At 35.4% G+C, this 22339-nt stretch carries 22 protein-coding genes; 6 read left to right on the forward strand and 16 right to left on the reverse strand.

Annotation, left to right across the window (positions count from 1 at the left end; translation table 11 throughout):
- Positions 1-31 precede the first annotated feature (31 nt).
- Positions 32-1828: a cytochrome c3 family protein gene (locus RCG20_RS09300; RefSeq protein ID WP_308183953.1), complete on the forward strand. Its 1797-nt coding sequence runs from the start codon at positions 32-34 to the stop codon at positions 1826-1828.
- A gap of 71 nt (positions 1829-1899) precedes the next feature.
- Here the strand turns inward: RCG20_RS09300 and RCG20_RS09305 are convergent, their stop codons facing one another.
- A complete protein-coding gene (locus RCG20_RS09305; protein ID WP_308183954.1) occupies positions 1900-2496 on the reverse strand; it encodes a hypothetical protein in 597 nt (198 codons plus the stop codon).
- A 320-nt stretch (positions 2497-2816) separates the two neighbouring features.
- Between RCG20_RS09305 and RCG20_RS09310 the strand changes: the two genes are divergently transcribed.
- From RCG20_RS09310 to RCG20_RS09325, 4 genes are all read left to right on the forward strand, one after another.
- The gene (locus RCG20_RS09310; RefSeq protein ID WP_308183955.1) at positions 2817-4976 is read left to right on the forward strand and encodes a hypothetical protein; all 2160 of its coding nucleotides are present in this window, start codon (positions 2817-2819) and stop codon (positions 4974-4976) included.
- Between the two features lie 497 nt (positions 4977-5473).
- Positions 5474-5818 carry a hypothetical protein gene (locus RCG20_RS09315; protein WP_308183956.1) on the forward strand — a complete coding sequence of 115 codons (345 nt, stop codon included), beginning with the start codon at positions 5474-5476 and terminating at the stop codon, positions 5816-5818.
- A 65-nt stretch (positions 5819-5883) separates the two neighbouring features.
- Entirely contained in the window at positions 5884-6222 is a 339-nt protein-coding gene (locus tag RCG20_RS09320; protein WP_308183957.1) for a cytochrome c3 family protein, read from the forward strand.
- A complete protein-coding gene (locus RCG20_RS09325) occupies positions 6198-6767 on the forward strand; it encodes a multiheme c-type cytochrome (protein WP_308183958.1) in 570 nt (189 codons plus the stop codon). Before RCG20_RS09320 ends, RCG20_RS09325 begins: the two co-directional genes overlap by 25 nt.
- Before the next feature lie 213 nt (positions 6768-6980).
- Here the strand turns inward: RCG20_RS09325 and RCG20_RS09330 are convergent, their stop codons facing one another.
- From RCG20_RS09330 to fliD, 11 genes are all read right to left on the reverse strand, one after another.
- Entirely contained in the window at positions 6981-8933 is a 1953-nt protein-coding gene (locus RCG20_RS09330) for an SEC-C metal-binding domain-containing protein (protein ID WP_308183959.1), read from the reverse strand.
- Between the two features lie 42 nt (positions 8934-8975).
- Positions 8976-9329: a UPF0158 family protein gene (locus RCG20_RS09335; protein ID WP_308183960.1), complete on the reverse strand. Its 354-nt coding sequence runs from the start codon at positions 9327-9329 to the stop codon at positions 8976-8978.
- A 531-nt stretch (positions 9330-9860) separates the two neighbouring features.
- Positions 9861-10412, reverse strand: coding sequence for a ribosome hibernation-promoting factor, HPF/YfiA family (gene hpf / locus RCG20_RS09340; RefSeq protein WP_308183961.1), 552 nt, complete (start codon positions 10410-10412; stop codon positions 9861-9863).
- A gap of 309 nt (positions 10413-10721) precedes the next feature.
- Positions 10722-11069, reverse strand: a complete 348-nt coding sequence (locus tag RCG20_RS09345) for a flagellar protein FliT (RefSeq protein WP_308183962.1) — start codon at positions 11067-11069, stop codon at positions 10722-10724.
- The gene (gene fliS, locus RCG20_RS09350; RefSeq protein WP_308183963.1) at positions 11069-11470 is read right to left on the reverse strand and encodes a flagellar export chaperone FliS; all 402 of its coding nucleotides are present in this window, start codon (positions 11468-11470) and stop codon (positions 11069-11071) included. The genes RCG20_RS09345 and fliS overlap by 1 nt, the downstream gene beginning before the upstream one ends.
- A 61-nt stretch (positions 11471-11531) precedes the next feature.
- Positions 11532-11906 (reverse strand): flagellar protein FlaG, encoded by a 375-nt coding sequence (gene flaG, locus RCG20_RS09355; protein ID WP_308183964.1) that lies wholly within the window; start codon positions 11904-11906, stop codon positions 11532-11534.
- Between the two features lie 116 nt (positions 11907-12022).
- Positions 12023-12460 (reverse strand): YaaR family protein, encoded by a 438-nt coding sequence (locus tag RCG20_RS09360; RefSeq protein ID WP_308183965.1) that lies wholly within the window; start codon positions 12458-12460, stop codon positions 12023-12025.
- A gap of 39 nt (positions 12461-12499) precedes the next feature.
- Positions 12500-12796 (reverse strand): EscU/YscU/HrcU family type III secretion system export apparatus switch protein, encoded by a 297-nt coding sequence (locus tag RCG20_RS09365; RefSeq protein WP_308183966.1) that lies wholly within the window; start codon positions 12794-12796, stop codon positions 12500-12502.
- Positions 12793-14853, reverse strand: a complete 2061-nt coding sequence (locus RCG20_RS09370; protein ID WP_308183967.1) for a hypothetical protein — start codon at positions 14851-14853, stop codon at positions 12793-12795. The genes RCG20_RS09365 and RCG20_RS09370 overlap by 4 nt, the downstream gene beginning before the upstream one ends.
- 216 nt (positions 14854-15069) lie before the next feature.
- Entirely contained in the window at positions 15070-15270 is a 201-nt protein-coding gene (locus tag RCG20_RS09375; protein WP_308183968.1) for a YjfB family protein, read from the reverse strand.
- 164 nt (positions 15271-15434) lie between these two features.
- The gene (gene fliD, locus RCG20_RS09380) at positions 15435-17519 is read right to left on the reverse strand and encodes a flagellar filament capping protein FliD (protein ID WP_308183969.1); all 2085 of its coding nucleotides are present in this window, start codon (positions 17517-17519) and stop codon (positions 15435-15437) included.
- A gap of 315 nt (positions 17520-17834) precedes the next feature.
- Here fliD and RCG20_RS09385 point away from each other — a divergent pair, with 315 nt between their 5' ends.
- Positions 17835-18665 carry a flagellin gene (locus RCG20_RS09385; protein ID WP_308183970.1) on the forward strand — a complete coding sequence of 277 codons (831 nt, stop codon included), beginning with the start codon at positions 17835-17837 and terminating at the stop codon, positions 18663-18665.
- Positions 18666-18893: 228 nt separating this feature from the next.
- Here RCG20_RS09385 and pseI read toward each other — a convergent pair whose 3' ends face one another.
- The 4 genes from pseI to RCG20_RS09405 are packed head-to-tail and all read right to left on the reverse strand — an operon-like array spanning position 18894 to position 22339.
- Entirely contained in the window at positions 18894-19943 is a 1050-nt protein-coding gene (pseI, locus tag RCG20_RS09390; protein WP_308183971.1) for a pseudaminic acid synthase, read from the reverse strand.
- A 15-nt stretch (positions 19944-19958) separates the two neighbouring features.
- Positions 19959-20480, reverse strand: a complete 522-nt coding sequence (pseH, locus tag RCG20_RS09395) for a UDP-4-amino-4,6-dideoxy-N-acetyl-beta-L-altrosamine N-acetyltransferase (RefSeq protein ID WP_308183972.1) — start codon at positions 20478-20480, stop codon at positions 19959-19961.
- Positions 20477-21571: a UDP-2,4-diacetamido-2,4,6-trideoxy-beta-L-altropyranose hydrolase gene (pseG, locus tag RCG20_RS09400; protein WP_308183973.1), complete on the reverse strand. Its 1095-nt coding sequence runs from the start codon at positions 21569-21571 to the stop codon at positions 20477-20479. Before pseG ends, pseH begins: the two co-directional genes overlap by 4 nt.
- 24 nt (positions 21572-21595) lie before the next feature.
- Positions 21596-22339: a cytidylyltransferase domain-containing protein gene (locus RCG20_RS09405; protein ID WP_308183974.1), complete on the reverse strand. Its 744-nt coding sequence runs from the start codon at positions 22337-22339 to the stop codon at positions 21596-21598.

The raw sequence follows: 22339 nt of genomic DNA on the forward strand, positions 1-22339 counted from the left end.
TTTGAACGCTAAGAAAAGAGATGACCGAAATATGAAAAGGACGAATTATCTAAGATGTATTGCCCTGTATCTAGTTACACTGATCGTTTTTCTGGGTTCATCTCTCTTCCCTATTCTAACTAATGCTGATGGATCACTATTTGCATTTGATATAACAAATCCCACCAGCAATCAAACTTTAAACAATGGAAATGTCCAGTTTTCTGGTACATATTCATCAGATACAGGATTAACTGTTACGATGGAAGAAACGATAGATCCTATAAACCCACAACCCATTTCATCAGGCGGTATCATTATTGATTCAGTAAATAAAGTATGGTCAATCAGTAAACAATTCGTACCAGGTCGACACAAAGTTACGTTTACCGCAAACGACGGAACCAACCCTTCCATTACAAAAAGTATCTGGTTTATGGTGCAGGTAGATAGGCCTATTATTAAAGAATATAAATTAATAACTGGAGACGGGACTTGGAACACGCCACTCGAAGATATGACCCATGTTCCGTTGGATACAAATATTCAATTGTTAGTTAAAGAGATAAATGGTACTCCTTTAAATGAAAGCACAGGCTCAATTATTATCAAATCAGAAAAGGAACCCACTATAAATATAGATGGAGTAGTTAGTTGGGATGGCCCCGATGAAAATGGAGTATATACAATAACCTTTAATCCTACTAATAATTTCAGTTCCAATACAACATATTTTGTTAACACTGACATTAAAGATGTAAATGGAATCTCTGCTTATCCTAAGGCTTTAAAATTCATTACAACAAGTGAAAACGAAGATAATAACCCACATATGCATTATATAAATAACACAAATACATGTGCATTTTGCCATAGTACACATCTTGGAAAAAATCCTTCACTAGAAGGTGGACGATACTATAATACAGATATACAAAAGGCTACCTTTCCAAATGCTGACCTTTCTAAAAGTTATTGTTTAGCATGTCACGATGGAACAACAACTGCTCCAATTGTTAACAATATCGACAAAACCTATCAACATAATCATCCATCTAACGAGTCTGGAAGTGGTTCTGAGCTTACGCCTTTAATACAAACGGATTCTTGTACGGCGTGCCACAATCCACACCTAAGCATGTCGAAAGAAAATCCAAACTTGTTAAAGGATCACGATGTTTATACCTCAAAATCAGGGGGACAGACCGTTGATTCTTTAGACGTCACTTGTGGTTCTTGTCATGAGGATAACGCGCCTATAAATATAAATGATTACCCAGATCCCGTTAAGGAGACACTTTCTTATAAGAAATCAACATCAGCAGAAGGTGGAACATCACCAAAAGAAACGGATTCAACACAAAATACTGTGCCAGATTATTCATTGTGTTTGAGATGCCATAATGGTAATACAAAAAATGATGCTGTAGATATTGAGACCTATTATACAAGTACTTCGGGGCATTCATTTACTCAAGAGGACGGTAGTAAATTAGCTGGGGCAATGCCCTGTGCTGAATGTCATGAAACACATGGATCTGATAATGTAAAGTTGCTTAGGAAGAACTTTGGAAATAACCCTGAGACAACTGATATTTATAGTAAACCTGATGCAGGTTGGGGCCCTTCTGAAGAGCGTACCTTCTGTCTAAAATGTCATAACAACAAAACAGAGATTTACGGTAAGATTGGAGCGTTAGATGATACCATAACGGGACATGAGTCAGACAATTTAAAAGCTTGCTCTGAATGCCATTCAGATAGCTATGATCCAGATAATCCTGTTGAGACACTTCCTAAAGCTTTCATGGAAGCAGCTCATGGACCTAAAAAGGGAATTAATAAGTAAAAAAGCCGAGAGAAGTTTTCATCCTCTCGTTTTTTTTAGTTAATTGAAAATATGACAATCAGAATTGGATTTTACATACCCCCATTCACTGTTTTTGCCGAATGGCTTTTATACCAGTAACGTATAGAACCATCTCCAAGTTGTTTATAATGAATTCCTTCCTTCTTTAAAGCCTTCAATAGTTCTTTTCTTTCTTTGTCCTGCATTTGTGATAATTCATTAACGCTCATTTTAAGTTTATCGAAAACATATGTTTTTTTTGTTTGATTATAGGTTGTCAAAATAAGCATTCGCTGTTGCAAAACAGTAATCAATAAATTTTTATGATGTTCGAAACTATGAGGTGGTGTTAGAGCAACAGTGTGGTTGATTACCTGTTGAAGATCTTCCCTTGCCATTTTTACTTCATTACTATATTCACCCTGATATGTTCTATAAAGATTTAAACGAATACTGTCCACAATTTCTATACTATCTGTGTTATATCGTTCTGTTTTTTTTATATAGGTCAGTACTTCACGATGATCGTTAACAAAATATTTTTCAAATAATTTAAATGCATTGCCTGAAAAAATTAGTATCAAACAAAGTAATGCTATCAAAAGAAAAACGGCCTTTAATCTTTGTTTCTTTTGGAATCTATATTTAGTTTTGAAAGAAATTAGCATACTGAGCATCTCCCAAACCATATTTGAACTTTATATATTCATATTACTACAATAAATAAAGTCAATTTTTCTAAATTATGATAACAATGTGACCTGGGTAAAAAATAGTCCAACAGCCTTAATCGTATGTTCAAAAGCCCTCATTCTTTCTAACCTTGAACTGCATCTCTGTTACTGGAACTATTTTAATATATTTACCAAACCGGAATAAACCAAGCCTTTCTTAAATAGTTTTTAATGTGGGAAAAAATTGACTTACGTTAGAACTTGCATAATTTTTACATCTCCACCAATACTTCAACGCAAAGGGGGGAAAGAAAATGGTAAAGAGTTTTTTAAAACAAAGTCGTAAAACCAAAGTTTTTTCTTCACTTTTATTAACAACATTCATATTACTAGTAGGTGCCATTTTTGTTTTTGCGATTGACACAAACTTTACAAATCACTTTCCAGGAAAATCTGCCACAATAAAAATTTCCAATCCTAATATTTCCGTCGACATAAAAGGCACTACTGCTCTCGATTCTAGCAGTGTCACAATGAAACTGAATGGGGAGTCCGTAATCCCTAAATTTAAGTACAAAGGTAGATGGATAGAAAGCGGCGAAACTCGAGTTTGGGTCATTGATGATTACTCTGTAGGAACAGTTAGTTATAATTCATCCAATCTAAAAGATGGCCAATATACTGTTGAAATCAGCATAAAAGATAATGCCGGCAATATTCTTAATGAATCATGGTCATTTACAGTTGCAGAACCTCCTAGCATAAGCCTAGTCAATCCCGTAAATAACAGTGAACAATTACGAGTATCGCAAATATCTGCAGTGATTAATGACAATACTTCCGTAAACTGGGATTCCGTTAAATTAAAGATTAACAATACTTATATTGACCAAAGTAAATTAACGATCAATAAAGATAATGGCACGTTATCTTATGACAATATTTTTGCAGATGGAAGCTATACTGCTAGCTTAGAAACAAAGGATTTGTCGGGAAATTTCAATATTTATCCTTGGAGCTTTGTTGTAGATTCAAACCCGCCTGAACTTACCAGCCTACAATACTTTCAAGATGGTATGAACATTTTAGATGGTAACTTAAAATTTAGTGCTCAATTAAAAGACCTGACAGATATTAATGTTAATGTGGCACTTTTTTTAGATGGAAATCCTCTCCAAAGAAGCCTTAAATACAAGGGTTATAAAAATTATTATGGGGATTATATCATTACTTCTAGAAAAGAAGCTGTTGTTTCATATGGAGGTATCGTTCCGAATGGCAGTCATACATTAGCATTATATTCTGAGGATAAACTTGGGAATCAAATAACCCGACAATGGAATTTTACCGTTTCAGCAAAGCCACTCATTTCAAATGAAACACCAAATACGTATGGCGAAAAAAATATGAGGCCTGTCATTTCTGCTATTGTCAAATCTCCTAACGGAATGATTTCAGGAGAATCGATTGTTTTAATGATTGATGGAGAAAAAGTTAACCATACTTATGACGAAACTTCGGGAATGGTATCCTATACCCCTTCCGAAGACTTAGAGAATGAAAAATTCCATACTGTTACCTTAACAGTAAAAGATAACACAGATCTCGCTGTAACGAAAGAATGGAAGTTCTATACGAACACATATCCTGAAATGTCCGACTCCAATATTGAAAATTGTTTAACCTGCCATCAGACCTATCAAACCACAACTAAAAATTTTGAAGATGTTCATCGAAACAAATTAAAATTTAACGGGACACATAGTGATAATGACTGCGAAAAATGCCATAACTATATTACTGTTCCTGCTGACTGCCAACAATGTCATAATGCAAGTGATCCAATCAGTGGGCCTCTTGCCCAGCATGGATCATCACCTTCCATCAAATATCAAGTTAAAAACAATGATACATCCAAGCCTCTCAGGGTTATAGAAAATCGGGAAATGTGGGATTGTATTATTTGCCATCAACCGGGTTCAGGAATTGGAGGAGGCAGCGTACCATCCCATGATATTCCCGAGTTACACAAGAGCACCGGAGATGCTAGTTGCACCACCTGCCATGCTAAATCCTTAACCAGAGAACATGCTCGGGATGGGCGTACAGATCAAAATAATAATGCCATAACTTGCAATACATGTCACAAAAGTTCTAATCCTAAAGTTGTAAAAGCAATAGCTGATAAAAATACAGCATGTTCTTCATGCCATACTAACCTTGATCATGAATCATTGCACACTTCACAGCTTGAAGACAACTGTTCTGGCTGTCATAACAAAGTCTTGAGCACAGAGCATGTTAAAAGAGGTCAAACCTGCGATACCTGCCATAAGAGCACAGATCAAAAAGTCATTACTGCCATCACAAACAAGGATAAAACATGCTCAGCCTGTCACGAAAATCCAGGGCATGAAGGAAATCATGATGCATGTACAAAATGCCATAGTGAGGGTTCATCCTATAATAAGTAAAATATTTATTGATACGAAACCAAGATCATAGATTAATAATCCATTTGTATTTGAAGATATTTTTTTGGAAAATAGAGATGTCTTATGAATTCCTTAATCGCTACAATTTTAACTTGTATAATCGATTTGGTAAGGGCAATTTTGCTCTTACCATTTTTTTCGCCTAAAACTCTAATTTAATTGAAATATAGTTTTCTAGCCCATACTCCTTAAAGCTAATTTTGATAAATTCTTGGGTCAAATTCCACCTGTGAAAATAAGTTTAAAAAAGCAATAAAAATCGTCAAATTCTTAGTTAGTTGAGAAGGAATAATTTACAAGGTAAAGAAAACGAATGTACATATTTCTGTTACTGCAATGTCAAAAGAGTTATGAATTTTAGACGTTTTTTGCGTTCATACTGCGGGTAAAATTGGACTACAATAAATATATATTCATAGTAATTAACGTAAAAGTTAGACAATAGTTTTAAAGCAAAGAAAAGAGATGACTCTTTTATGAAACGAACAAATTATATAAGACACCTTACAGTATACCTTTTTATATTAATCATTTTTTTGTGTTCTTTCTTGTATCCTTTTCCATCTGATATTGATCAAGCTGCAGAAACATCCTTTAGTTTTGAGGTTACAAATCCAACCGTTAATGAGAATTTTAAAAATAAAAATCTCCAATTTTCTGGAACCTACACATTAGATACAAATACTGACCCTAATGCAAAATTATCTGTAACGATCACGGATACTACCGATCCAACAAATCCTGTGGTTATCCCCTCAGATACGATGATTATTTCTGATAATGCATGGTCATTTAGTAAAGATTTCACTGATGGGCATTAGGCGGAAACTTTATAAAAGATAAAACAAAAAGCCCAGTTGACCAAGATAATACAGTTAATTATTGTATGGCTTGCCATGATGGAACGACTGCTACAAGAGTCGAGACAGGTGAAACAATGAGAATTGCTTCAAAAGTAGATAATATGGATGTATCAACAAGTTCAAAACACGATGAATTTCTTGATTCCAAACATCTAGCCAATCAAGGATCCTGTTCCTCTTGTCATGATCCGCATTTGCTTTGGACAAAAGATAATCCTAATATGTTAAAGGATCACTTTGTTTTGATCATACGGGCATTGAGGGCGCTCCCCAAGACCCAGCCGAAATTGATAGAGATAATACGCTATGTGAAAATTGCCATGATGATAAAACTGGAATGTATGAGGATTCTGCTGGAGTAACGTACGACATTTTCCATTACAGAAAAAGTACAACTAGATTAGGAGATATTTCAGATAATGAGTTATGCCTCCGTTGTCATAATGCAGATAAGGTTCAAAAAGGTGAAGTTCAATCAGATATTCAACCCTTATATATAAAAACCAGTTCAAAACATAACTTTGCAGCCCTTGATGGCAGTAATGTAACTGGTCCATTACCTTGTGCTGAATGTCATGAAACACATAGTTCTAGCAATATTAAATTATTAAAAAATAAGTTAGGTCAAGAAAATCAAGATGGTGATTTTTCTGCCCCCTCAGGTGGATGGAATAATGATGCAGAAAAACAATTCTGCATGAAATGCCATAATGGTACTACCGCTGTTTATGGTGTTGTAGGAATAGCAGTTGATGATAATCATGACTTAGTTAATGACCCTAATTACCCTAATGATCTAACCAAAAAAATACATTTAGCTTGTTCAAAATGCCATGGTGGTACATCACAATCATTTATCGAAGCGGCCCATGCTCCACAGGCATCAACGGAATCTCCGTCACCATAAAGAAACGAGAGGAATTTACCTCTCGTTTTTATTTATATTCCAATATTAACGAATACTAAGTCAATATTCTTCCTTTGATTCAATGATTTTGCTGAATGTCCTTTATCCTTAAATCAATTCTTTTTTATCCATCTAAAATACAAAAAAAATGTATCCATCCTATCTCTATTTTTCGCGAAAAAAAAAAACTGAGAAGGCTCATCCCTCTCAGTTTCATTTGTTTTTCACCCAATCATTGAGTCCATCAATCTTCCTCCACAGATGCAAATGCCCAAAAGCATAAATAATCGCCTCATTCTCATCTCCCCACCCGTAATAATCTGGCTGTTGATCTGGAACTCGTTTTTTCCCTGTAAGAAAGGCAATCACATACTTGTTCTGTTTCTTCGCTGCTTTTAATAAAGTTGCTGCTTTTGAAGTGAATCCTTTTTCAAGTAACTCAAGCAAAACCTTATTGTATAAGCCTTGGGCTGTCCCTTCATCATGCTGCTTAAGCAGGCTTTGCGCCTTTTTCAATTCTCCTTGATCAACATAAGCAACGAACAAAAAGTCACGAACTCCTTGGTTGTCGTTTGGATTCAGTTCAAGCAGCTCTTCGTAGTGCTTTGTTGCCTCGTTTATTTTTCCTATATTGTACAAGGCCTCGGCATAATAAAGTTTTGCCCGCATAAACGGTCTTGTCTCGATTAGTCCCCAGAAATGGCCTTTGTTTTTCATAAAAAAGGCTTTACCCAATTCCTTTTGCCCTAGCAACATTCCTTTTTCATACATTTTGGCAGCTTTTTCAACGCTACCCGCCACCTCCGCAAGGATATTATAGGCATCTACACAATCCGAATTTAGTTTTAGAGCCTCTTCAGCAAGCTTGTAGCGCTGTTTCCCCACTGCTTCAAAGGCATCATAAATTAAATCTTGGGCGCGCTCTTCGTTACCCTTCGGAAGTACTTTTTGAGGAGCATTTAGCCGTTGATTTAAAAATTGATTGATTTCATCGATGCTTTCAAAGTTTTCCCCCTGAAGTTCTGTGATTGCCTCCTGCATAGCCCTCTCCGTCACCATTGGTCCCTGTTGAGGATTGAATTGGACAACGGGGGCTTTGACACCATTTGGAGCATCATAAAAGCTCCTTAGGAGATCCGTTATTTCATCAGACAAAACACTCTCAAGTTCCTTAAACGCCGATGAAACGGAACCAGCTGAAACCCCGTATTGCTCCCCAAGCTCTTTTTGTGTATAGCTTAATCCCATCGGCACAAGCGTTGTCACTAAATAATGAATTGCTGCTGCATAGATGTTGGGATTTTGAATCCTCTTTTCTCTTTTCTGGCAAAATTGGAACCAAAGAATAGTCCCAGTTTCCACTAGCAATTCCGAATCATCAAGGGTTTCAAATTTATTTTTAAAGATACCTGCCACTTCTTGATAGATGGGCGCTGGCCAGTCCAAGCTATCAAGATCAACGCTTTGGCCCACCATTGGAAGTTCACTCAATACCTCAATAAAAAAGTCCGTTAAATACTCCTGCGGTAAATCATACCCAGCGTCGACACTGCTTCTTTCGATAAAATCAACCGCTTGTTCAACAGGTATATCAGTCAAATCAAGCGGGCCTGGGAAAAAGACATAGTTCTGATCGTAAGGCAGCAGTAAACCAACAAAGAATGAACCCATTTCAACAGGAAAATGCTCTGTAACCATATACGCTTCGATGATTTCTGAAGTAAAAACATCCATTACTGAAAGTTTATTATTTTCAACACCGATAATCTTCCCGGCTATCACCTTTGGATTAACCCATGTTTGTAAAATTCCCCTCAACTTCGGACGCTTAATTCTTCTCCCTTCAATAGCAATAAATTTCTCCAGAATAGTTTCCCCATCCTCCAACTGTTCAAATAAACTAAACCAGATAGTATGAATCATTTCATAGAATTCTCTACTTTGTTCTTCGGCGATAACCATTACTTCTTGAAGATCCTCAAAATCTTCTTCAATTTCGACACCATAATGATCCATAGCAAAATAGAGAATTCGCTTTTGCAAATCATCGATTTCACTCTCAATTATATGCGTGATCGAAATAGCCTCATTTGCCCCACAACACTTCTTAAATTTTTTCCCACTCCCACAAGGACAAGGATCATTCCGACTAACTTTTTCATTCATTTTGCAACCCCTCCAACCATTCCTCTTTTTCTCTTTCCCTTATTAATATTCCAAGGCAAACCACTCATCACGAATACCTAATTCCAAAAGGGTATCTTTGAATCTACGAAACGGTTTAGACTTTCTCAATGCTTGAAATAGCATATTACTTTTTCGATCATCATCAACACTATCCGCAAACTGTTCCATCAACCGAAAAGACTCAAAAGTTGAAATTAAAGGAATCAGTTCATACCGTTCACAATTTTCCTCATCATCCCAGTCAATCTCCGACTCAGCCGTTTCATCATCTTCCCAATCGTAAACAATTGGCTTCTCTTTCACATCATAATAAGCTTCATCCATATCGTTCAATAAATAGGTATCAATCAATTGGTCTAGTAGATTTAGATTCACACAACTTCATTCCTTTATATAGTAGCATTTTTGACAGATTCATATGAAATAATACGCTGTTTTGGGGTTATGAAAAAACTTTATGAGGAGCATTTTAAAGAGGTTGGGGGGAAAATTGGAGAATTCAAATTAAAAAGGGTATGATTCATAATTCCATTCGAATCATTCCCGCTATGGCTCAGGAAAAATATCACTCATTTTAATCTCAAATTCCAGAAAAACATTCGAATTGAATACGTCTTTTTCATTATAAATTTTTGGTATTGCAAACTTTCTACTTTCTTCAAGGATATACTGCTCTACAACCTTCTCATTGGGGTAAATTATGAGAACTTTTTTAGGCGAAGAATGACACTCTTTATACGAAAAATGAAGCATTTTATACGAAGATTCCCCTTCTTTATTCGAGGAAAAATCTTTCAAATAAACTCCAAACAACAAAATAAACACAGCCCCAATTCAGAATCGGAGCTGCGTTTTAAAATACAGAACTCGAACATTTAGTGCTCAAGTCCTGTAAATATCTCACTATTAATGTGCTTCAATTAAGCCGTAGCGGCCATCTTTACGTTTGTACACTACATTTGTTTGGTGAGTGTTAGCGTTTGTGAAAACGTAGAAGTTGTGGCCTAGCATGTTCATTTGCAGAATCGCTTCTTCACTATCCATTGGTTTAAGGTCGAAGCGCTTTGTACGCACTAACTCTAAATCATCCTCTTCAAACTCATGCGAATCGGAACTTTCTACAGAAGTTGTGAACATATTAACAAAATCGCCTTTTTCACGGAATTTACGGTTTACCTTTGTTTTATGCTTGCGGATTTGACGTTCAAGCTTGTCAATGATCAAATCGATCCCTGCATACATATCATCATTAGTTTCCTCAGCACGTAACACAAGCTGTGGAAGTGGAATTGTTACTTCTACTTTTGAAGTTTTATCTTGATTAAATCTCAAATTCACATTCACGTTTGCCTCAGGCGTTTCAGTAAAATAACGCTCCAATTTAGCAACTTTCTTCTCTACATACTCTCGAATTGCTGGAGTTACCTCAATGTTTTCACCTCGAACGTTATAATTCATAAGTGAACTCCTCCTTTTGATAAGACTATGTATATACATTCTATTTTACCCAACCATATTCCTGCTAATCCTCTTAAAAACTTTGTCGAATTTTTGACAATAACACAGGGAGAATAGTGACAAACTTCGACAAGGCTATTAAACCCAAGTGGAGAAGGTTCCCGAACACCCAAATAGCCAACAATAGGTCAAACTTTGACCATAGGATTTATATGTTTTTAAAGTAGGTGGGATACTAATTTATTATATGAGATCCCGTCTTATTTTATACAAAGACACAAAAACCGCCCTTCCAGACGGCTTTATTAGTTAATTTTTCTTATCGTAAAATACCCCACCCGATGAAATGTTCTCATATGGGTTTGTATATTTTTGATTTGATTCCTTTTTTGCGTGTAAATCTTTAATATCCTTTTGAATCAATAATTTTTCACGTTCAAGAAGCAGTGTAAGCTTTTTATTCAAATCAACTAAATGCTTTCCCAATTCCATTTCTTGATCCGTATAAGGCTCAGAAAGTACATTTATTTCTTTTTCCCGCTTCTCCAAAAGGTCGTTAATAACTTTGATCTTCTCATCACGATCTACTTCAGGCTTATTTTCGAGTAAATCAAGAAGTTCGACAGTATAATCATAAATGGCTTGAACTTTGTTCACTAAGCCTGACCGCCTTGGGCATATTGCTTCTGACGGTTAATTTGAATAACTTGCTTCCACGTATCACGAAAATCAGCAATAAATTCTTCAACTTCATCAAGGATTGACACATCATTCTTAATATTAGCTTCAATCAGTCTCCTATTTAGATAATCGTATAATGAAAGCAAATCTTTAGAAATAGGCTGATCTAAATTCAATGTTACCATCAATTCCTGTATGATTTTTTGTGCCTTCAGAAGGTTCGTATTTTTAACTTCAATATTTTTTTCCACAATAGCACTTTTTGCTAGACGAATAAATTTCAAGCATCCATTATAAAGCATTAATGTTAACTCGCCCGGAGAGGCCGTGTTAACCGAGTTTTGTTGGTACGATTGATAGGGATTGTTCATTGCCATTCATGACACTCCTTAAAAAATTACTGGGCTGGCTTGCAAATTTCTATGTAGCCAGAATACACTATATTTTTTTATCAACTAGAAGCCCGAGGTGCTCAGCCATATCCGCATACGTATCAAGTAGCTTTTTGGCAGGTATCTCTTTTACAACTTCATTGGTTATATCATCGACAATAGTTACATAGTACTCATTAAGCTTTTCATGAAGCTTAAATTTAATGGATGTATGTGCAGGCTGTAAGAAATCATTTAACCCCTTAACGATCTCTTTTACCTTTTCTTTTTTCTTTTGATTAACTTCCTGTGATTGCTTTTTCTCAAATTGATTCGTTGAAGCTGGTTTTTCATCCTCTTTAATTTCTTTTATCCGTACCCCTTCATTAATTGCAGTTCTTTGCTGTGTAGGAATGCCCGATGTTGAAATACTATCGATCATTTCAATCTCCCCTTGGTTTGTATCTTTATTATAATATCGGATTTAATATGAATTAAGTTAATAGTAATACTGTGGGTTAGTGAAAAAAACTACAGTACATTCACTGTAGTCATCCATTAAGTATAGATATTAATCAACATTCCCTTAATTTCTCCAACTAGACCCAATAGATCAAGACTACCTTGCTCTTTATCTAGGACGGTATTGGTCAAATCAACCAGCTTTTTGTCGACTTCTTTCACAAGCTTGTATGCTTTTGCAGATCCACGATAGTTAAATCCGCGGTGTTCCTGTAGATCTAGACCATTTTTCACAGCATTATCTAAAAATCCTTTGACTAATTTCTTATACTTACGCAAGTTTTCAATGGTTCTTGATTCCACAAGTTTGCTACCCTGATTTTCAATTTCCAGCATTTTTTGATTAAGAGCATCAAGTGAAATGTCAGATCGCTTTTTATCCATGACGGAATTAAAGGAAATTGAATCCTGGGATGTTGTTTCCTTTAATCCAAGTCTCAAAAAAGAGGTTTTATTAACGCCTTGTACTTCCATTTTTACACCTCGAAAGTAAACTTTTTTTATAATCTTTTATTAATAGGCTTCGTCCATTTTTTCAAGTAAGATAAAAACTTCCGCAATCACTTCGTACAGCTGTGGTGGAACCGAGTCACCCAAATCAATTTGCAGCAGGTTTTGGATCAGCGTTGAATCCTCTTGAAGATGAATATTATTTTTCTTCGCCGCCTCAATAATTTTTTGGGCAACATAGCCTGTTCCGTGCGCGACAACTGTCGGAGTATTCCCCTGGCCTTTATCATATTTTATCACAGCAGCAGAAGGACCGTTCATTTGCTTGCGATTTTTCGAATTAAAATAGTGGCTAGTCATATGGAAAAATCAAACCCCTTTTCCTTTTTATCTTCAACTGGCTTTTCTGCCTGAACCATCTTGGCTTCTGTTTTTACTGAAAATGGCTTATATTGGATGGTCCCAACCTTGTAGCCAATTTCCTGCAATCGATCCCTGGCAGAATCCGTTAACGGCTTAATTATCTTCTGAAGAGTCTCTCGGTTATTTTTAATAGTAATTGATAAATTTCGGTTCACAGCAGAAATTTGGATCCCCACATCACCTAGCTTTTTTGTTTCAAGCACAAAATACAAGCTACAATTCTCCCAATCAATCTTTTCGCTCTTCTTTTGTGAATTGACAAAGATTTTTACATTTTCAACTTGCTTATTTAAAAGGGTTGGAATCTGAAGAATCACATTCTGTACACCTGATGTATCCTGTTTGTTTAACAATTGCTGACCAGTAATGTTGGCTAAAGCTTGGACGACTTTAGATTGACTGTCATTCGTTTCTGCCATCTTCACCAAGATTGACTTTAAATTTTGGGGAATTTCCTGATTATCCACCATTGAGCGAGCTACATCTACCTCATGTGTTAAACCCATCCCTTTTAATTTTTCAAAAATTCCTCTTGCACCGGATTCATGATCAAGAGAAAGCTGAATCACTTTTTCTAGCATCGATTTCGATGTTAACTGTTCTTGCTCTGAAACAAAATGCTTTACCCTACTATCTGACGGGTTAAACGTCATCTTTTCCAGTCCTGCCTTTACCTCTTTCACAATCTGATTAGCTTCATCAAAATTACCTTTACTTAGCAAATTGTTTGCTTCAGCCAACCTCGAGCTTGCCACCAATACTTTTTTCTCTGTATCCATATCGGTGTAAAGCATGAAGTCTCCTTTTAAAATAGCTTTATCTAAGTTGTTAATCGTTGCCTCTAGGATTTGCTGGGCTGGTACAGCACTTTTTGTATTAATCAAACTCGTTGTTGCCTCTAAATTCCGACTCATATCCTGCGTTACTTGCCTAAAATCCAGTGACATTTGTGAGAACTTTTTTGTTATTTCAGTAACTAATACATTTTTTGAATCTAACGGGAGCAACTGAACAGCTTCATTCATTAAATACTGTTCAGCCATTTTTTGATGCTGTGGATTAGCATCCGCTAGCATATATCTAGCATTCTCTAAATCTCCCATAGCCTTAGGTTCTTGAATGAAACTTTGAAGAGCACTTCCTAATTTCTCTGTACCAATTTGCTCAAGCTTTTGTGCTTCTTGAATAGCAAGATTAATCTTATCTTTAAGCTCCGTAGGCATTTCCTTTGTTTGAAGTATGGCGCTAATAGAGGAAAGATTCGATTCCTGCTGAACAGCTTCTTTAATATCAATAGAGCCCTCAAAATCGGAAAGGGCCTGCATAATACGTTCCTTGCCTGCCAACTGAATTTGCAAGGCTTTTTTAATATCCGTAGCTAAATTTAAATTTTCACCTTGAGCAATAGGCGTTTGAAAATCGATAACACCTTCCATCAAGTCTGACAATGACTCCGTGAGAGTATCACCATGTAAAGCTATATTAACAGCATTCAGTTGAACCTTCGTAAATTCAATATTTTTCTGTTGCATGATTTTAATTGTTTCTAGCTTCTCAGCTTGCGTACCTGAATCATTTTTTAAAAAATCCTGTAAATTAACAAGAGAATCCTTCGAAACACTTCCACCATTTGAAAAGATTTGCTTAACCGCTTCTCTCAATTCCGTATGGGTGCTAGGATCAAAGCCCAATCTTGAAAGTAAGGTATCCACTGTTTTTGATAGAGTTTCTGTAGGTGTGTCCTTAATTGGCCTTACCACCATTTGCCCCTTTTCGTTCAGCTTAGCTACCTCTACAAATACACGGTCTCCCGCCGGAATGGGACCATCAAACGTAACCGCAACTTGCTGCCCCTTCCAAACCACCTTCGCTTCGTTATCAGCCATCCTCTCCTTAATGGTAACCTGGCTAACATCCCCTTTCTTAATAGAAAGTGCGCCATCCTTTAATTGAAATTTCGACTGAAGGCCGATACCTAGATTCATAACTTCCATATCAACACACCCTATATAAAACTTGTCTACTATTAATATCGGAAAATATTTAATGATTTCAAATGGAGAAAAATGACTATTACTGTGTGCAGAGCCATTCATAGAAAAAAAGCCAACTTGGGTAAATCCCAAATAGGCAAATTTTGTGGTTTTTTTATGTCCTTCTTGTATTTACTTTAACAGACTATTATATTAATCCTTCGATAAATTCAATTTTTATCCTTTTATATCTATATTCCCACCTAAATGAGGCTGTGTTGCATGTTGCAGAGCTTGTACGTTGTCCTCTCCCATCAACTTGTTAAGGAATAGAGCACTTCCTTCTGCTTGATTCATTGCTATCTTCATAACAGATAATGAAGCTTGTTCCTGAAGCTGTACTTGGCTTAATGCCATTGACATTAATGCTACATCCATGAAAAACACCACCATTCTTTTTCTAATTAATTAAGTATCTATGAAATAGGAATCTTCGAGTCATAACTCGTGCCCATCCTTAAAAAAGAAGAGCAAATCACATATTGTGAATAGCTCCCCTACTTGTACTTTAAAAATCTAACTAGCAACTGAACTATGAGGTCCTATTTACCTCCACCAAGCATCGAAGCTAAGGATGTACTTTGCGAATTAGCTTGATTCATCGCTTGTTCCATGGCTGTAAACTGACGATAATAGCGATCTTCCACTTGTTGCATTCGAGTTTCGAAAGTAGAAATACTTGTATCTAAATCATTTATACTTTTTCCAATCGTAAACTGTTGATTTGTAGAGTATGAGTTACCTGCCCGTTGTGTAATTGAAGTCATAGCACTATTGGCAGAATCATAGAGTCGCTGAGCGATCCCTTGCTGACTCGATGAAATACCTGTGCTATTAAATAACTTCTCAACTGAACTTGGGTCATCTTGAAGGGCTTGACGTAATTTAGACTCATCTAAATACAGTTTCCCACCCTCTAAATAGTTTGGAGAAGTCGTAATTCCAATCGCTGACATTCCATTATATTTGGAATTGATATCTGGATTCGAGACCGAAGTATTAAAATTACTTCGCATTTTATCAAGAACACTTGATAGGATAGAATCACGTCGCAACATCCCACTTTTCGCATTCGTCGTCCATTGTTCTTGTTGCGTATCAGACAACTGCTGCTTTTGATCATCTGTTAGCGGTGGATAGTTCTTATATCTTGTTTCTTGGACCTTATCTTTAATTTTTCCAATCAATGTATTATAACTATCTACAAATTTTTTGATGTTATCAACTGTTGTATCGATGTTGTTACTCACACCAATGTTCACAGCTGTTGTAAATGTATCCTTAAGAGTAATCGAAACACCACTCATATCAAAAGTATTCGTTGTCCTCTCAGTGGCCAATCCATTTATGGTAAACGTAGCATTATCTCCACCAGTTTCAGCATTACTAAGTCCTAAAACACTCGTTAAGAATGATGACGATGGTGAGCTCATATCCATTTCTACACCTGAGGGATTGTAGTTACCGGTCTCTTTACGAGTCATACTAACTTTGTCAGAAAAAGTATCATAGAACGCAGATACTCCTAGAGTGGAATCATTTAGTTTTTGTAAAACTTGATTCAAGGATTCAGTACCTTGAATATTAAAATTTTCCTTCATAACTCCTTTTGAGGTATTCGTTGACATCCCAAAAGAGAAATAGTTTTGCTTATACGTTGCAGTTATCGTCGTATTAGCAGCAACATCATTTGTCATTGATATCTTACCAGTTTCCAAGTCAATGGTTCCAACAACTGCATTGCTGTTACCAGTATCTAAAAGTTGTCGTACATTTGGATACGTAGTATCCGTAGCGGTTGTATTAATACTTAAATTTTGAATATTTCCGTTGTGGTCATCGAGATTAATGGTTGCTGAATTATCTACAATTGCACCCTTACTTAATTGAATCGTTTTAGTGGCTGAGGTTGGTGTAATTGTATCAACCTTTTTATCTGCAATATAGCTTACACTAATCGTACTTCCGACTGATAAAGGGGCTGCAAACGTTAGTTTGCCCGTATTATCAATTGAAAATTCATTGGGATTGGCTGGTGATGCTGGGTTATAGGTATATGTTGTCCCATTCACTTTCACACTTGTATTAGTTAAGTCTGTAACAGCTAGATTATTAGGATTGCCAGCAGGTAAAACATTATACTGGGTAGCTGTACCATCTGTAACCGTAATTGATGTTGCTTCAACACTCCCAGGTTTCCAAGTAATCGAAGAAGATTGTTGATAATTACTTTGATTAGCAAAGATTGATTTTGAAGGATCAATTTTAACAGCCCCAGAAATAGTGTTACCCGCAATTGTGGCTGCAGAAGCTAACTTACTTACTGCTGATATAGAATAGGATGTATTCCCTGCCGACGTGGAAGCAGTTGCAGAAACTTTAGTATCATCACTAGAAGTTATTGTTTTTGTGCGATACGTTGAGGTAAGCTTCATGTTAAACGCATCGGTACGGAAAGAAAGAAGTAGTGTATTCATGGAACGATAATCATCTCGTTGCCATTCCAATACTTGCTTATTCTGTTTTAATTTATCTAATGGTAAGCGTTCAGCTGTCATTAGTTTGCTCACCATGCTATCAATATCCAACCCACTAGAAAAACCACTAATCCGAATAGGACTGGTCATAATGGTCACCATCCTTTATTTTTTCTTATATGTCTAATGAAAAACTTCTGTGTTTTTAGTAAATCCTTAAAAAGCTAAATAAATATTATCTTCCCCTATTGAATTCCGAACTTTATTCTACTAATTATATCGGAACCTTTTAAAATCTTTTAAGAAAAATCTAGTAATTCTAGAAAAATAGGTAGATAATATCATTTTTGGCTTCGATTTTATCCAAAAACCTTCAAGCAAAAAAGAATTTATTATTTTGCATGTGAAAAATTACCTAATTTGGTCGATATAATAATAAATAGCTTATAAGTGAGGTGAACTCTTTTGCGGCTTAATAGCCAATTTGAAAATAAATTTTTTGATAATAGACGTTCTAAGATTACTGGAAAACTTCAAAAGGCCATTCGAAATGTTTCATCTGGTCTAAAAGTACTGGGGGCAGCAGATAATCCTGCTGGATTATCTATTTCTGAAACAACTAGGTCCCAAATTAGGGGATTAGCACAAGCTCAGCGCAATATTCAAGATGGTATGGCATTCCTAAAAACGACTGAAGATGGATTAATGAAGACAAATGAAGATATCCAACGATTATATGAAGTATCCATTATGGCTTCAAATGATACAATGGATAACTCCAGTCGGTTAGAGGTACAAGGAGAAGTAGATGGGCTCCTTACTTCCATCCAACAAACTGCAGAAACTGTTCAGTTTAATACTCGAAATCTTTTAGGCCCAGAGACTAGACCAGATAAACAAAAAGATATTTCTATTCAGAGTGGGCCAAATTCTAACGGGAGCATGACGTTGGAGTTGATGGACATCACAACTGGAAGTCTTGGTCTAGCAAACGCATCGGTTGAAACAAGGGAAAATGCAGTGGAACTTATGAAAACCTCAAAAAATGCGATTTCCAACATTGCAGGGTACCTGTCAAAGATAGGATCACAATATTCCAGTCTTGAAAATAATCTTAATAACTCACTAACTTTGCAAAATAGTTTAACAACAATAGAAGCGAATATTCGTGATTCCGATATAGGGAAAGAAGTAATGAACCTAACAATAAATAAATTACTATTAGACGGAATAAATACTTTACATAAATATTCGGATGATCAAAGGCAGAATTTTGAGAAGGTTTTGTTTGAGTAGAATATAGGCTTGTTTGAAAGAATCCTTAATATTATTTTAGAGAAATTTAAAAGGGTGACACACTACTAATGGTAGCGGGTCACCCTTTTTTTAATAAATGATTAATTAGGGCCATCTATTTAAACCTGTCATTTCTTTTTTTGTTAATTTTCAATCAGGTAAAAAAGTGCTTGACTGTCCAAATAGTAGATTTAAAAATCCTCTTTACTATCCATACATGAATGTTTCTTAAAGAAGCTCCCAATTCAAAGGAGTTCCCTTTTTAAGGTCCAATTTGCATGTATTCCCCAAAATCTTCTCATAATACTTTGGTGCTAACCCATAGCCTGGACGAATTACTTTGAGATTATCTTTTGTAAATATCTCTCCTTGCTTAATATCTTCACTAATATAAATAGATCTTCTATACTTTAATGATGCCTCTTCCTGCTTTGTCGCACCATAACGAATTGACCCTAGAGCTTCCCATGCCTGTTTTGTCTCAATAACTAATGATTTCATTTCAGCTGGCTCCATTGAGAATGATGCATCAACTCCACCATCTTCTCGACTAAGTGTAAAATGTTTTTCAATAATGTTGGCTCCTAATGCCACACTTGCCACTGCTACACCAGTTCCCATAGTATGATCTGATAGTCCTACTATACAGTTAAACAATTCTCTCATATGAGGAATTGTCTTTAAATTCGTATTTTTCGGAGTTGCTGGGTATGTACTTGTACACTTTAATAAAACTAAATCTTTGCAGCCTGCTTCTCGTGCAGTTCGTATGGTCTCGTCTAGCTCTGAAACTGTTGCCATTCCAGTTGAAATTATCATCGGCTTTCCCGTGGCTGCAACTTTCTTGATCAATGGGATATCATTATTTTCAAAAGAAGCAATTTTATAAAAAGGCATATCAAGTTCTTCTAAAAAATCCACTGCTGTCTCATCAAAAGGCGTACTAAATGGAATCATTCCTAACTCTCTACATTTATCAAAGATTGGTTTATGCCATTCCCATGGTGTATAGGCTTGTTTATATAATTTATATAATGAATTCCCTTCCCAAAGACTATTTGGGTCATCAATATAAAAATCCCCACTTTTTAGATTTAGTGTCATAGTATCTGCCGTATAGGTTTGAATTTTTAATGCATGTGCACCCGTTTTGGCTGCTTCCTCAACAATCTTTAAAGCGCGGTCCAATGATTGATTATGATTTCCTGACATTTCAGCAATAATAAATGGAGGATGATTGGATCCAACCATTCTTCCTCCGAGATTTATTTCATTCATAGAATCACATCCTTTTTAAAATAATAATTTCTTTTGCTCTTCCCACTGTTTTTTAGAGATTTCATAACTTACTACATCAATAAATTCATTATTTCGGATAATATTATTTTGTAGAAGTCCTTTATTAACAAACCCTAATTTTTTATGAAATTGTTGGCTTATCTCATTAAACGATAATACTTCTCCAATAACCTTCATCATATTCAATGAATAAAAGGCATAGTCTAGAGCTAAACTCCCCATTATCGTGCCAGACCCTTTAGGGGAATTTTTTTCACCAATATAAAATCCCCATACACATGTTTGACTTTGACTGTTGGTATTTTTAAAGGACACTAAACCTATTGGATTTTCCTCATAAAAAAATAGACGATATAACTCATTTTGATTCTGGAGTATATTTTCAAACCATTGACAATGGGTTTCGTAAGGAATAGGTTGATCATTATACATATTACTGCGAATGGAATTCATATTTCTCCAATTATAAATAATATCTTTACTGTTCCCCTCTAATTTCCTTAATGAATAATTCATTCAAATCTTTCCAATCTTATTAATTCTTTAATCATATATTGTTGATTCTCAAAATTCCCTTTTAATAACCCAATAGATCTTTCTGACATTTTCAATCTTTCATTTTTATCTTCAATTAAGACTTTTATATTATGAGTTAACTCTTCTTGTGTTACAAAGTCTTTTGGGCCGAGATATTTAATTATTTTTTTATTACCTAAGGTTTTACTAATCAGTTCTTGATTTTCTGCAATACTTGACACAATTGAAGGCAATCCAAGATAGCACCGTTCCCAAGTAGTTGTGCCACCAGCACCAATTGATAAATCAGCATGGTACATTAATTCGGCCATGTTATTCACCTGACAATGAAAATGTAAGAATTCATAACTCGCGCAAGTCAATTTAATCTCTTTTTTGTTAAGATTGGACTGTCCTACAACAACATCAACATGGATATCATTTCGGCTTAGTGCTAAAAAGGCTTTCAGCGCTTTACCTGTTTCATTAGTTGGATCTGTTCCACCATAGAATATAAATATTCGCCTTACATCTCCATTGCGATTTTTCAAGTTACTAAATTTAGAATAAAATTCATCTCGTAATAATACATAACTCGGTCCTAGAAACATTTTACAATGAGTAGGAACTAGCGAAGAGTATCGATTTTGGTAATTATCAAAGTAGTTTTGATCTAATAAATAATCACAATCATGTTTCCGATCTGCTAAATCGTCAATAACCATCATTTTCTTGGTTAAAGCCTTAATGTTTCTTTCCCACTGTTCATTTATCCCGTAATGGTCAACAATTAATAAATCAACAGGATGGCCCTTTAATATATGTTTTGTTTGTTCTAAATCCCTACATTGTGGGACACCTAACCATTGGGATTGTGATATTGGAAGTATATTATTTTCATTAGGAAACGGAAGCCTTAATACCTTGAATCCATTTTTCTCTATGACATCACATAAATGACCTTTAAGTTCACGACTTACAAAAGTGACATTTACACCATTTTCATATAATCTCCCTGCAAGGGTTAAACATCTCATGACATGCCCTATTCCCATGTCAATTGAAGCATCAACACGTATATATACATTCATAAATTATCACTCATATTTTCAAGTTTACTTTTCATTTAATTTTTTTTGTTCAATATGTGAATTAATGAATAACCATTCCGGATTTTCTTGCATGACATCAATAATGTCTCTGAGTGTAAAATATTTATTATCTCTTTTTAAAAGTTCCTTAATTAATTGATCAACTAATTTAAAATCTTCCTCCGTATCAACAGTTAAGCGGTATTTACTTAAATCCAAATCATTTTTAACGTAACCTAAATTAAAAAGATTCGTATGCTGATATATGTAAGGAGTAACATGTTCCCGACAAACTGTATCCTTCGCTTTTTTAAAAGATTGTTCTAGAGCCTGCATGGAAAAAACTTCTACATCTAAACCACGTGGATATGATCTTTCAATCGTATTTGAAACATAATCATAGATTGGAAAGTTCTTTATGTAATGACTAATAACCTCATCAATAACGTTAGGGTCAATCAATGGACAATCTGAGGTTAATCGAACGATAATTTCAGCATGTGACTGTTGTGCTGCCTCAAAATATCTAGACAACACATCCTCCTCTGAACCTCGATAATAAGGAACTAATAACCTCCCACATAGATCAATTATTGGTTGTTCAGTATCTTTGGTTGTTGTTGCAATCACGATTTCATCAATTTGTTTTGAATTTCGCACTTGCTCTATTTGATATTCTAGCAAAGGTTTCCCTAACACTTCTTTTAAAATTTTTCCTGGTAACCTTGTCGATCCCATCCTTGCCTGAATAATAGCTATAACCTTCAA

It is taken from the genome of Neobacillus sp. PS3-40 (assembly GCF_030915485.1).
GTDB lineage: Bacteria > Bacillota > Bacilli > Bacillales > Cytobacillaceae > JAUZPL01.

Coding starts and splice junctions, on each gene's coding strand:
- RCG20_RS09300 (WP_308183953.1), top strand. CDS start 32: ATGAAAAGGACGAATTATCTAAGATGTATTGCCCTGTATCTAGTTACA.
- RCG20_RS09305 (WP_308183954.1), bottom strand. CDS start 2,496: ATGCTAATTTCTTTCAAAACTAAATATAGATTCCAAAAGAAACAAAGA.
- RCG20_RS09310 (WP_308183955.1), top strand. CDS start 2,817: ATGGTAAAGAGTTTTTTAAAACAAAGTCGTAAAACCAAAGTTTTTTCT.
- RCG20_RS09315 (WP_308183956.1), top strand. CDS start 5,474: ATGAAACGAACAAATTATATAAGACACCTTACAGTATACCTTTTTATA.
- RCG20_RS09320 (WP_308183957.1), top strand. CDS start 5,884: ATGGCTTGCCATGATGGAACGACTGCTACAAGAGTCGAGACAGGTGAA.
- RCG20_RS09325 (WP_308183958.1), top strand. CDS start 6,198: ATGTATGAGGATTCTGCTGGAGTAACGTACGACATTTTCCATTACAGA.
- RCG20_RS09330 (WP_308183959.1), bottom strand. CDS start 8,933: ATGAATGAAAAAGTTAGTCGGAATGATCCTTGTCCTTGTGGGAGTGGG.
- hpf (WP_308183961.1), bottom strand. CDS start 10,412: ATGAATTATAACGTTCGAGGTGAAAACATTGAGGTAACTCCAGCAATT.
- fliS (WP_308183963.1), bottom strand. CDS start 11,470: ATGGCAATGAACAATCCCTATCAATCGTACCAACAAAACTCGGTTAAC.
- flaG (WP_308183964.1), bottom strand. CDS start 11,906: ATGATCGATAGTATTTCAACATCGGGCATTCCTACACAGCAAAGAACT.
- RCG20_RS09360 (WP_308183965.1), bottom strand. CDS start 12,460: ATGGAAGTACAAGGCGTTAATAAAACCTCTTTTTTGAGACTTGGATTA.
- RCG20_RS09365 (WP_308183966.1), bottom strand. CDS start 12,796: ATGACTAGCCACTATTTTAATTCGAAAAATCGCAAGCAAATGAACGGT.
- RCG20_RS09370 (WP_308183967.1), bottom strand. CDS start 14,853: ATGGAAGTTATGAATCTAGGTATCGGCCTTCAGTCGAAATTTCAATTA.
- RCG20_RS09375 (WP_308183968.1), bottom strand. CDS start 15,270: ATGGATGTAGCATTAATGTCAATGGCATTAAGCCAAGTACAGCTTCAG.
- fliD (WP_308183969.1), bottom strand. CDS start 17,519: ATGACCAGTCCTATTCGGATTAGTGGTTTTTCTAGTGGGTTGGATATT.
- pseI (WP_308183971.1), bottom strand. CDS start 19,943: ATGAATGAAATAAATCTCGGAGGAAGAATGGTTGGATCCAATCATCCT.
- pseH (WP_308183972.1), bottom strand. CDS start 20,480: ATGAATTATTCATTAAGGAAATTAGAGGGGAACAGTAAAGATATTATT.
- pseG (WP_308183973.1), bottom strand. CDS start 21,571: ATGAATGTATATATACGTGTTGATGCTTCAATTGACATGGGAATAGGG.